General features: G+C 45.2%; 9 protein-coding genes. 3 read left to right on the top strand and 6 right to left on the bottom strand.

The annotated features are described in order from the left end of the window. Nucleotides 1-84: 84 nt before the first annotated feature. The 4 genes from IM475_RS13380 to IM475_RS13365 all read right to left on the bottom strand — a co-directional run bounded on the left by IM475_RS13380 (nucleotide 85) and on the right by IM475_RS13365 (nucleotide 4,626). Complete coding sequence (locus tag IM475_RS13380) at nucleotides 85-477, bottom strand: hypothetical protein (RefSeq protein ID WP_016514997.1); 393 nt, start codon at nucleotides 475-477, stop codon at nucleotides 85-87. Nucleotides 478-585: 108 nt separating this feature from the next. Then, nucleotides 586-2,391, bottom strand: a complete 1,806-nt coding sequence (locus IM475_RS13375; RefSeq protein ID WP_046663368.1) for an aspartate kinase — start codon at nucleotides 2,389-2,391, stop codon at nucleotides 586-588. Nucleotides 2,392-2,810: 419 nt separating this feature from the next. Then, entirely contained in the window at nucleotides 2,811-4,379 is a 1,569-nt protein-coding gene (locus IM475_RS13370; RefSeq protein WP_287727886.1) for an NAD(P)H-hydrate dehydratase, read from the bottom strand. 19 nt (nucleotides 4,380-4,398) lie between these two features. After that, nucleotides 4,399-4,626 carry a hypothetical protein gene (locus IM475_RS13365; protein WP_287727885.1) on the bottom strand — a complete coding sequence of 76 codons (228 nt, stop codon included), beginning with the start codon at nucleotides 4,624-4,626 and terminating at the stop codon, nucleotides 4,399-4,401. Between the two features lie 171 nt (nucleotides 4,627-4,797). Between IM475_RS13365 and IM475_RS13360 the strand changes: the two genes are divergently transcribed. Genes IM475_RS13360 through IM475_RS13350 form a run of 3 tightly spaced genes read left to right on the top strand, consistent with a single transcriptional unit; the run spans nucleotide 4,798 to nucleotide 7,140 of the window. Further along, complete coding sequence (locus IM475_RS13360; RefSeq protein WP_353737452.1) at nucleotides 4,798-5,391, top strand: alpha/beta hydrolase; 594 nt, start codon at nucleotides 4,798-4,800, stop codon at nucleotides 5,389-5,391. Continuing rightward, nucleotides 5,388-6,728: a 16S rRNA (cytosine(967)-C(5))-methyltransferase gene (locus IM475_RS13355; protein WP_287727884.1), complete on the top strand. Its 1,341-nt coding sequence runs from the start codon at nucleotides 5,388-5,390 to the stop codon at nucleotides 6,726-6,728. The genes IM475_RS13360 and IM475_RS13355 overlap by 4 nt, the downstream gene beginning before the upstream one ends. A gap of 1 nt (nucleotide 6,729) precedes the next feature. Beyond that, a complete protein-coding gene (locus IM475_RS13350; RefSeq protein WP_287727883.1) occupies nucleotides 6,730-7,140 on the top strand; it encodes a tellurite resistance TerB family protein in 411 nt (136 codons plus the stop codon). A gap of 68 nt (nucleotides 7,141-7,208) precedes the next feature. Here IM475_RS13350 and IM475_RS13345 read toward each other — a convergent pair whose 3' ends face one another. Both IM475_RS13345 and pruA read right to left on the bottom strand, forming a co-directional pair. Next, the gene (locus tag IM475_RS13345) at nucleotides 7,209-8,843 is read right to left on the bottom strand and encodes an alpha-D-glucose phosphate-specific phosphoglucomutase (protein WP_287727882.1); all 1,635 of its coding nucleotides are present in this window, start codon (nucleotides 8,841-8,843) and stop codon (nucleotides 7,209-7,211) included. A 295-nt stretch (nucleotides 8,844-9,138) separates the two neighbouring features. Continuing rightward, nucleotides 9,139-12,108: an L-glutamate gamma-semialdehyde dehydrogenase gene (pruA, locus tag IM475_RS13340; protein ID WP_287727881.1), complete on the bottom strand. Its 2,970-nt coding sequence runs from the start codon at nucleotides 12,106-12,108 to the stop codon at nucleotides 9,139-9,141. Nucleotides 12,109-12,258 lie beyond the last annotated feature (150 nt).

Raw genomic sequence — 12,258 nt, 5'->3', positions numbered from 1 at the left:
ATTCCTACCAACAAATCTAGGGATATTACTATTAGATAAATTGTGAGGATGTTGTTTAACCTGTTCCTTAACAGGCGGCTGCAGTCAGGGTTTATTGATGTTTATAGTTTCTGCTTGATAAAATTCACTAACCTGACCCTGATTCTGTAAATTTTGACCTCCAGAATTAGCCTGGTTCATACTACTATTATCCTGAATTTTCAAGGATTGAATTTCTGTTGCTAAACCCTTGACTTTTTCGGCAAAATCTGCTTCATCATTCATGGCAACCTTTAAATAATCTGCTACTTTTTCTAGATCAGTTTTTGACCCTTTTTCAGCAGCTTGTAAAGCTTTTTCAGCCTTAGGATTAGCTTTAAGTTTATTCCAGATGATTTGCCGCAAAGTATTAATTTTTTCTAGAGCAGCTTCGGTAAATTTTTCTACAGTAGTCTGAAATACCAAAGCAACAATTGTCGCCACTGTTATCGGTTCCATAGATAAAATCGGGGTGATGAGGGTTAACTTATTTATCGGGTTTTTGGGGGGTTAAGTTGCCAACAATATAAACAACTCTTACCCCCATCATAGAACTTGTAATTTCATTTAGGCGGGTACTTCAATTTTACCCTGTCCGGCTAATCCAAAAGCGGCGTGAACCACTTGTAGGGCCCTGACTCCATCTTCCTGATTCACCACACAACTGATTTTTATATCAGAAGTAGCAATCATCAAAATATTAATTTTCTCCTTTGCTAAAGCTTCAAAAAAGCGTGCTGCTACCCCCGGTTGTCCTTCCATTCCCGAACCAACAATGCTCACTTTGGCCACATCATTATTAACCACCACTTCCTGTAAACCCAAACTTTCCGATAGTTCTAAGAGGATTTTTTGGGCTAAATTAGCATCAGCTTGGGGTAAAGTAAAAGCGATATCCCGTCGGGGAATACCATCGACAATGCGACAGCGTTGGGATTGAATAATCATATCAACACTGACATTTTTTGCCGCTAAAACCGAGAAAATTCTCGCCGCCATCCCGGGGCGATCGGGGACGTTACGAATGGCCATTTGTGCCTGATTATTATCTAGGGCCACTCCCCTGACTGGGACTAAATTTTTAGGGATTTCGCGATTAGCAACTTTAGCAGAATACTCCACTTGAAAAGCATCACAAAGGACTTTAATTGCTTTTTCTCCGTCCGCTTCATCGATGACACAACTGACTTTTACTTCAGAAGTGGAGATCATTTCGATATTAATTGCTGCTGCGGCCAAAGTGCTAAATATTTGGGCAGCAATTCCCGGCCGGCCGATCATACCAGCGCCGGTAATGGCGATTTTAGCGGCCCCGGATTCGATGATCACTTCCGCTTCCTCTGTATTAGTGGGATGGGAACGTAAAACCGGTGCGATCGCTTCGGCCACGGATTGGGCTTTTTTTAAGGCATTTCCCATCACCGTAAAGGCGATATCGTTGCTGTCCCCCTCGTGAATCGATTGAATAATTAAATCCACGTCCACCTGTTGATGGGCAATTTCCCCGAATAAACGGGCAGCGATACCGGGACGATCAGGAACCCGTAAAAGGGAGATTTTCGCCTGATTGCCGTCAAATTCCACCGCATCCACTGCTTTTGTCAATTCCAATCCTTGCAGGGTGCGCGGTTTCGGTGCCGGGGATGTCACCCAAGTACCCGGATCCTCTGTCCAACTGGAGCGGACAACCAAGGGAACCCCGAAGTTTTTAGCGATTTCCACCGCTCGCGGGTGGAGAACTTTCGCCCCTAAACTGGCTAATTCCAGCATCTCATCGCAGGTGATTTGGTCTAAAAGACGCGCTTCGGGGACTAAACGGGGGTCAGTGGTGAGAATACCGGGTACATCGGTGTAAATTTCGCAAAAATCGGCTTTTAAGGCGGCTGCTAGGGCCACGGCCGAGGTATCGGACCCACCGCGCCCTAGGGTGGTAATCTCTAGTTGATCACTATCGCTGACACCTTGAAAACCGGCGACAACAACGACTTTACCCTCCGATAGATGTCGGGAGAGGCGATCGGTTTTAATTTCTAAAATACGGGCCCGACTATGTTCGGATTCCGTGACAATTCCCACTTGAGCGCCGGTTAGGGAGATGGCCGGTTGTCCGATTTCCTCTAGGGCCATACTCATCAAGGCGATTGTTACCTGTTCCCCCGTGGATAATAACATATCCATCTCCCGGCGCGAGGGTTCGGCGGCGATCTGTTTGGCTAAATTGACCAATCCATCGGTGGTTTTACCCATGGCAGAAACGACCACCACCACGGTATTTCCTGCTATTACCGTATTTTTGACCCGTTGAGCGACCGATTGAATGCGTTCCACGGAACCTACCGATGTACCACCGTATTTTTGGACAATTACAGCCATAGTTGTCAGCGCTAGAGACTTTCTATCTTTGTTCAATCTCCAACTTATCAAAATTCCTTAACGATAAGTGGTTTTGGTTAACATTCCTTATGTTTTATCAAATGCCGACTATCTAAATTAATCCTTAAGACTGCACCGGAGAAGGGAGCGCCGGAGCTAGGTTGAGGCAGTCCGAGCATTTGTACTAAAATACACCTACTCAGTTTAAATACAGTACACTTATGCTATTAATAATATTTTGGCTCTCTTAGGTTTGGTGGGTATTATGAAAGATATTTTAATGTTAGATACAGTAATAATTATCAATTCTGATCCCCCCGCCTATCGGCACCCCCCTTATCAAGGGGGGCAGGGGGGATCGAACCTAAAATCCATTTTTAATTTAATTATAACCAGCTATTTAGATACAGTAAAAATCATCAATTCTGATCCCCCCGCCTATCGGCACCCCCCTTATCAAGGGGGGCAGGGGGGATCGAATCTTTAAGGGCAGCAAATAAATAATTAGCTAAAGTTACTCCATCTACTCCTAATTCTGTCCTTTCTTTGGCTGCTAAAATGCCAGCTTGAGCGTGTAAATAAGCCGCTAATGCGGTTGCTTCCGGGGGATTATCCGGCATTTGGGTTAAGAATCCGCCGATTAGTCCTGTTAGGACATCACCACTGCCACCTCGCGCTAAAGCGGAGCTACTTTCGGGGATTAAATACATTTTACCTTCCGGGGAGGCGATTATAGTTCTGGCTCCTTTTAATAAGACAATTGCACCACTTTGTTGAGATGCTTTTTGAGTGATATTAATCCTATCTTGAGAACCTGAGAAGTTAGGAAATAAGCGTTTAAATTCTCCCCAATGAGGCGTTAAAATTGTCTTATTCTGGCGAGATGATAATTTTTCTATACCGAATTGAGCCAAAATATTTAAAGCATCGGCATCAAGTATAATCGGTTTATCACTGTCTAAAACCTGTTCGATAATAGCGGCATTGTCTGTAGTTAATCCAGGACCACAGGCGAGGACATGATAATTATTTAATTCTAGGGGAAGTTCGGCAATAGCTCCCGTGGCAGTTTCGGGACAATCGATAATTAATGCTTCTGGTAAATGACTAATTAATAAAGATTTAAGGGCAGCAGGAACGGCAATAGAAAGCATTCCCACACCACTACCTCGCGCTCCTAATCCGGTGAGAATTGCCCCCCCCGCATAACGACGAGAACCACAGATAATTAATAAATGTCCCTGCTGATATTTATGGGTAAGTAGAGGACGGGGTAAAGGTAAATAAGGGCGAATTAGATCGGGATTAACCCTCAGAATTGGCGGTGAATCTTGTAAAATTGTTTCTAGGTCAAGGGGACTAATTCCTATATCAATTAACTCCACTTTACCCAGATAGGGTAGGGCCAAATCTTGGAAAAAAGCTCGCTTCCAGAGTCCCAAACAAAAGGTATGAGTGGCTTTAATTGCCGTGCCTAAAACCTCTCCGGTGTCGGTGTGAATTCCTGAAGCAATATCGATACTAATTACCGGTTTTTGCCAACTATTAATTTTATCGACTAATTCGGCAATCTCTCCCGATAAAGTCCTTTCTAAACCAAAACCGAAAAGACCATCGATAATTAACTGACAATCCTCCAAAGATTCTAAAGTTTTCTGAAAAATTAAGCCTAAATGCTTGACATAATTAGCCTGTTGTGCTGTTAAATCCTTGAGTTTGGCGATCGGACAAAAAAGAGATACTTGATAACCGGCGAGATGTAATTCTCTAGCAATCACGAGAGCGTCGCCGCCATTGTGACCAGGGCCAACGATAACGCCAATTTTGGGGAAATTAGCCAAAGAATAGGACTTTTTAAGCTGTTGTGCCGTTAACAGGGCTGCCTTTTCCATCAAAGCGGCCACAGGCATACCAGAGGCAAAAATCGCCCCTTCGATGCGACGCATCTGCTCGCTATTAACCACGTTTGACCAATAATTGTAGCTCATTCGAGGGATAAATTGCCTGTTAGCAGGTGTAGATAACTTTTTTGCCGAAAAATTGCCAATTAGCCCCAATTTTCACCGGCTCAAGGCTGGGTTGGGTGATAATAGCCAGATCATTCTGTCTAGTTTCCGCTTGACGGTGAGCGGCGGATATATTAATTAATTTTAGTAGTTGCTGACAACAACTATACTCGACGACGACTAAGACCATTTTTCCAAAGTAGTGGCAACTCTGGTTAATTGTCCTCATCCTCAAACCTTCTCCGAGAGAGGAAGGGGGTAGTAATCGGAGTTTTCTTTTCACTGATTACTGATCACTGAAAAGACTCTCCCACAGCCATCTCACCCCGGGGAAAACCGCTATAGAATAGATAAAAAAGAGAATTGCGAGGAAAAAACCCTGTCTTTTAACCCGATTGTCATTCCCCCTTCCCCAGAAAATCCCGCTCGCTATCTAGTGATCATGCTGCACGGTTGGGGTGCGGATGCCATGGATCTGGCCCCCCTTGCATCGATGCTGGATCTGGCTGATTGTCAATTTTTGTTTCCTAATGCTCCCTTTGATCATCCCCAAGTGCCGGGGGGACGCGCCTGGTATGCGTTAGAAACCTCCGATTATCAAGGTTTAGCCGCTAGTCGTCAACAATTGCAGGATTGGATTATTTCCCTAGAAGCAACTACCGGCATTCCCCTAGAGCGGACTTTTTTGACCGGTTTTTCCCAAGGGGGAGCGATGACGCTGGATGTGGGTTTATCCTTACCCTTGGCGGGATTGGGTTCCTTGAGTGGTTATCTGCACAGTGAACCCCATCCCCAGGGTCCCCAAAATGTCTTAATTGTTCATGGTAAGCAGGATCCCGTCGTTCCTATCGCTGCTGCTCGTCAAGCCAGAGATTTACTGCTTGGTTTGGGGGTTAACGTCGAATATCACGAGTTAAATATGGGTCACGAAATCCCGATTCCGGCGCTGACTATTTTACGCCAATTCCTCCGCAATCGTCTAGAAACTGCATGAATAATGCTCGTCAGCTGGCTTTGCTGATTTTACGCGATATCGATCGCTCCTCCGCCTATCCCGATCGCGCTCTTGATCGCCATTTGTCCGCTAGTTCCTTAAATTGTCTTGACAAAGCCTTGACAACGGAGATTGTTTATGGTATAATACGCCGACAAAGAACTTTGGATGCGCTGCTCGATCGCCTGGGGAAAAAAACTGCGGCCCAGCAACCCCCGGATTTACGGCGAATTCTCCATATTGGTCTTTATCAACTGCGTTATCTCTCCCAGATTCCCCCATCGGCGGCGGTGAATACGGCGGTAGAATTAACTAAAATCAGTCATTTAGGCAAATTAACGGCGGTGGTTAACGGAATGCTGCGGCAATATCTCCGTTTAACTGCTAATGGCGACGATCCTTTAATTTTGCCAGAAAATACCGCTTCTAGATTGGGTATTCTCCACAGTTTCCCCGATTGGTTGGTGCAATTGTGGTTAGATCGCTTTAGTGTTACGGAAACGGAACAACTGTGTCAATGGTTTAATCGCTCTCCTGACCTCGATATTCGGATTAATCCCCTAAAAACTAGCCTAGAAGCCCTAGAAAATGAGTTAGAATCAGCCAATATAACTTTTAATCATCTTAAGTTACCTCTAGCTTGCCGTTTAACCTCTGGTTTAGGCAATATTGAGCGTTTAGAGGGATTTCAAGCCGGAAATTACACCCTACAGGATATTAGCGCCCAATTAGTCACTTATCTGCTCGATCCCCAGCCCGGAGAGACAATTATCGACGCTTGTGCGGCACCGGGGGGAAAAACCACTCATATTGCCGAATTAATGGGCGATCGGGGTAGAATATTAGCCTGTGATCAAACGGCATCCCGTTTACGACAGTTAGAAGCCAATATTAAAAGATTAGACTTAAAAGCGATCGAAATACATCTAGGGGATAGTCGCGATCGTCCCCAGTGGCGCGGCATCGCTGATCGTGTACTAATCGATGCTCCCTGTTCAGGATTGGGAACCCTGCACAAGCGTCCTGATATACGTTGGCGACAAACACCAGAAAATTTACCTGTACTAGCCAAACGACAGGGGGAACTTTTAGCCTCGGCTGCCACTTGGGTAAAACCGAAGGGAATCTTAGTTTATGCCACCTGTACTTTAAATCCGTTAGAAAATGAAAGAGTGATCGAGCAGTTTTTAGCCGCTCATCCCGATTGGAAAATGGCCACTCCTGACTCTAATTCGTGCGTCTCAGAATACTATACAGAAACGGGAGCGATCGAAGTGTTACCCCATCGGCATAATCAAGACGGTTTTTTTATGGCTAAGTTAGTCAAGGAAGTGTGAGATGAAAAATAAACAATTACTGAAAATTCTCATCGGTGTTGCCTGGATTGATGGTGTCATTCAACCATCAGAAAGGAGTTATTTACGACAGGTAGCTGTGAGGGAAAAACTTGATGATGATCCAGAGATTAAACCACTATTATCGGAACTAAAACCAGTTAAAACCAGTGAATGTTATCGATGGTTAGAGTCCTATTTAGGCGATAATCCTAGTCCGGAAATCTATCAAGATCTACTAGCATCGATTAGCACTTTAATCTATAGCGATGACGACGTGGACGTACAGGAAGCGAAATTATTAACCAAAGTGCAGAGTTTCGATCCGACTCATGATAGCCATCGATCAATGTTAGATAAATTAGTGACGGGAATTCAAAAATTGTACCACAGGGCAATTACTGAAAGTAATTAAGGAGTAGCTATCAGTGATGAGCAGGTCAAAAAATTCCCCGATAAAAACTGATAGCTGATCCCTAGATTTTAGGTAATAACTGTGGGTTGTTCCCGTCCGGTAGATTGACGAATTTGACCGATTTCTTCGGCTAAATCAATTAACGGATGTAGGGCCTTTTGGGTGTCGATATCGTGTTTGCTTGCGTCCGGTTCATAACTTTCTAGATAAACCCGAAGAGTTGCTCCTTTAGTTCCCGTACCCGATAGACGGTAAATAATCCGAGAACCATCGGTAAAACCAATGCGAATGCCTTGATTTTTACTAACACTACCATCCACGGGATCCGTATAGCTAAAATCATCGGCATATTCCACTTCATAGTTACCAAATTGTTGACCCTTAAGGTCTAAAACCAGCTTCTGGAGACGTGCCATCATCTCTTTAGCCGGTTCTAAGGCGACTTCTTCATAGTCATGACGAGAATAGAAATTGCGTCCAAATTCTTGCCAATGACTGCGAACAATTTCCTCTACAGATTCCCCTTTAACTGCCAAAATATTTAACCAGAAAAGAACCGCCCATAAACCATCTTTTTCGCGAATATGATTGGAACCCGTGCCGAAACTTTCCTCCCCGCAAAGGGTTGCTTTCCCCGCATCCAACAAATTACCGAAGAATTTCCAACCCGTGGGAGTTTCATAACAGTCAATTCCCAGTTTAGCCGCTACTCGATCGGCCGCCGCACTGGTGGGCATCGATCGCGCCACTCCCGTGATACCATTTTGATAGCCTGGTACTAGATGAGCGTTAGCAGTTAGTACGGCTAAACTATCACTGGGGGTGACAAAAAAATTCTGACCGAGGATCATATTGCGATCGCCATCTCCATCGGAAGCAGCGCCAAAATCCGGGGCCTCTTGACCGAAGAGAATTTCTACCAGATCATGGGCATAGACTAGGTTAGGATCGGGATGACCACCACCAAAATCCTCTAGGGGAATACCATTTAATACTGTACCCTTGGGCGCACCTAAACGCTGTTCAAATAGAGCATAAGCGTAGGGACCGGTTACCGCATGGAGAGAATCCATGCACATTTTAAACTTACCAGAAGTGAGTAGGGCCTGAATGCGATCAAAATCAAAAATCTTTTCCATCATTTTGACGTAGGGAGTAACCGCATCGATCACTTCCACATCCATAGTTCCCAGTTTAAAGGAACCGGGGCGATCGAGGTTAATATCGGCCCCTAAGAGGATTTTATAACTGCTAATCACCTTCGTCTCGGCATAAATTGCATCGGTGATATTTTCCGGGGCCGGTCCGCCGTTAGTAATATTGTACTTAATGCCAAAATCGCCCTCCGGACCGCCGGGGTTATGACTAGCGGAGAGAACAATACCGCCAAAAGCGTTATTTTCGCGAATTAACCCAGAAATAGCCGGAGTGGAGACAATACCATCGGTTCCCACGAGTATTCTACCGATACCGTTAGCGGCGGCGATTTTCAGGATAGTTTGAATAGCTTGACGGTTATAATAACGACCATCTCCACCGACAACTAGGGTTTGACCCTCGATACCGTCTAAAGTATTGAAGATAGCTTGAATAAAATTTTCCAGATAATGGGGTTGTTGAAAAACGGGAACGGATTTTCGCAATCCAGAAGTCCCCGGTTTCTGGTCACTAAAGGGTTTTGTGGCAACGGTTTCAATCGTCATAGTCTTTTCTTGATAGGCCGACGCAATTTTCAACTTAAGTATATAGCAGTAGGTTGACAGCCAAGAAATCAGCTAGGAAAGACAACGGTTCTATTGGGTTTGGTGAGTGAGTGGAAGGAACCACTCCAGACACAAAGGACACAGAGATCGATCGCTCCTATATAATTTAAACTGATCACACAAAGAATAAGAGAGCTAATCTAAGGATAGGGGGTTAAGATGGGTCTTAGCCGATAAATGAACCAGATTTGGGGGTATAAACCCCCAATAATAACCAATTTTAGCTGTGAATGGCCTAATCGGCCCCTTCAATCGGTGCAAATCCCTGACGTTGAATATTCTCGCTGATGTGACGAGGTTCGAGGAATTGCAGCAGATAATCCGGACCCCCAGCCTTGGAACCTACCCCCGACATCTTGAAACCCCCGAAGGGTTGACGGGAGACAATCGCACCGGTGATTCCCCGGTTAATATAGAGGTTTCCTACTTCAAATTCCTGCGTAGCTCGGTTAATATGGGCAGGAGTGCGAGAATATAAGCCACCGGTTAAAGCATAGTCGGTTCCGTTAGCTACAGCTAAAGCTTGCTCAAAATTGCTCACTTTGATAATCGCCACCACCGGACCAAAAATCTCCTCCATCGCTATTACCGCATCAGGGGGAACATTCTTAAAGACGGTGGGACTGACGAAGTAACCCACTTCTGGAATTGGCATCTCTAGGGCCAATTCAGCCTCTTTTTTACCAGTTTCGATATATTCCCGAATTCTTGCTTGAGCTTTCTCGTCGATAACCGGTCCTACTTCCGTACTCGGTAAATCCGTCGGCCCGATATTGAGGGACTTGGTAGCCTCGACAAAGCGATCCACAAAGCTATCATAGACGCTTTCCAGAACGATTATCCGCGAACAGGCCGAACATTTCTGGCCGGTGTAGCCAAAAGCGGACTTAACCGCACCGACAACGGCCTGATCTAAATCGGCACTCTCATCGACAATTAGGGCATTTTTGCCGCCCATTTCGGCGATAACTCGTTTTAGGTGTTTTTGACCCTTTTGCACGATAGAGGCATCTGTATAGATGCGACAGCCCACTTCTCGTGAACCGGTGAAGGCGATTAGGTGAACATCGGGATGGCTGACTAGATGCGCCCCCACCTGGGAACCTTTACCCGGGATATATTGGAAGACTCCGGCAGGAATACCCGCTTCTAGGAGAATCTCGGCAAATTTCGCCGTAATCACCGAAGAAGTCTCGGCAGGTTTCAATAGCGTGCAGTTACCTGCTACTAAAGCCGCTACTGTCATCCCCACCGCAATGGCTAGAGGGAAATTCCAGGGAGAAATCACTAAAGCAATACCCCGGGGTTGGTAGGAATAACGATTATTCTCACCTGCTACGTCGAAATTATGCCCTAAATCCAGTCTTTCCATCTCGGAAGCGTAATAACGGCAAAAATCGATCGCTTCTGACACTTCTGGATCCGCCTGTTGGATAACTTTGCCCACTTCCAAACAAATCCAGGCCGATAACTCGTGTCGTCGCGCTTCCATCAAATCCGCCGCTTTTCGCAGTATTTCGGCTCTTTTTGCCACTGGAGTGCGTTTCCAAGCGGGAAAAGCCTGTTTCGCCGCTATGATCGCTTTTTCTGCCTGTTCCACCTCAATTAAGCCCACTTTCCCCACTATTTCCTGTGGGTTACAGGGATTAACGGAATTAATTTGAACATTGGTGGCAACGTATTCGCCATTAATTAGGGGTAAATAGGTTTTACCGAGGGAATTTTTGACAAAAGTAAGGGCTTGACTCGCTTTATTTCGTAATTGCTCGTTAGCATAATCCGTATCGGGGGCATTAGGAAAACCGGGGATAATCGGGTTATCCTGGCCTAAAACCCGGGGGGCTGCGATTAAATCTTCCACGGGACGATCCTCCAAATTTTGCCTTAGGAAAGAACTATTAGCGGTATTTTCTAATAAACGGCGGATTAGGTAGGCCATACCGGGTAAGAGTTGTCCGTAGGGGGAATAAACCCGCACCCGATGACCCCGCTTCACTAACGCTTTGGCTAATTGGTCGCCCATGCCGTACAATACCTGCATTTCAAAGCGACGACGGGGAATTTCTAAACTTTCTGCGATCGCACAGGCCAAGGCTTGCGATCGCACGTTATGACTACCGATGGCGGCGTATAAATATTGATGATTTTCCAATAATAACCGCGTCATCCGCTCATAATTGGCATCGGTGGCCGATTTTTCGTTATATACCGGCTGTGGCCAGTGATTTTGCCGAGATTTAATCGTTTCCTGATCCCAGTAAGCGCCTTTGACTAGCCGGACAGTAACGGGATAACCGCGCTTTTTGGCCCAATTAATTAAATCTTGTAAATCTTGGGCAGAATCTCTTAAATATGCCTGTAGGGTGATGCCAATATCGGTACGACTGCGAAATTCTTCTTCTAGGAGTAATTCTTTCAGGATAGCCAGGGTGAGGTTTTTATAAACGTACTGTTCCATATCAAAATGGACTGCCACCCCTAACTCCTGAGCGCGTCGCAACAGTAGGCGAATGCGATCGCAAACTTTCTCCTTACTGCCAATGGGATCCATGGGATCAAACTGAGAATAAAAGGCAGTTAGCTTGACAGAAACCTGCACTTGTGGTAGTAACTCGCCATCTGCTTCATCAATTTGGCTAACTTTATTCCATTTGGTCGCTTCTTGAGCCAAATGGGTCATTAAATCCAGATAACTTTGTAGATAAACTTGGGTTTCCGCTTCAGTAATTACCGCTTCACCGAGGAGATCTATGGTAAAAGCCATTTTTTCCTTCCGCAGACGGGTGACAGTGCGAGTAATTTGCTCTAGGTCTTCCCCGGCGATATACTTACGAGCTAAGGTTTCTACGGATTTACTGATCAGACTGGCGGCCGTTTGAGCGGGTAGGGAGTTAGGATCACTAAAGTTGAGGATACTTTTCAGCGCACTGGGCAGTTCTACGGAAGCATCACCGAGGTATTGTTGGAGATGATTAGCGATCTCGGCATTACTGCGTAAAGCGGGTAAACAGTCAATAAAACGGAATAATTGTACTCGTAAATTGGGGTTAGACATTGCCCAATCGAGTAATTTATCATCCCAACGCATTTGATCCTGTAAAGCAGACCAAAGACCTTTTTTTTCCCGAGTTTCGGCTAAAAGTTGTCTAGCGATCTCTTGGGTTTTAGTTTCGTAGTTTTGAGTTGAGTCGATTTGGATAACCACGGTGATTCAAGTAAAAAAAATTATCAACGGGATTCAGCTTTCAGCAAGCTACCGTCAGCCTTCAGCCTAAAATTCAGTTTTTGAGCTTTTTCAGCTGATTGCCGCTCTTAATGGCTCTTTTCTCTGGTTTATATTCTTACCGAAGGACTA

The organism is Microcystis sp. M061S2, from assembly GCF_020245605.1.
In the GTDB taxonomy this organism is placed as follows: domain Bacteria; phylum Cyanobacteriota; class Cyanobacteriia; order Cyanobacteriales; family Microcystaceae; genus Microcystis.
The sequence above is the reverse complement of the archived record's forward strand: the minus strand, read 5'-3'. Positions and strand labels throughout refer to the sequence as shown.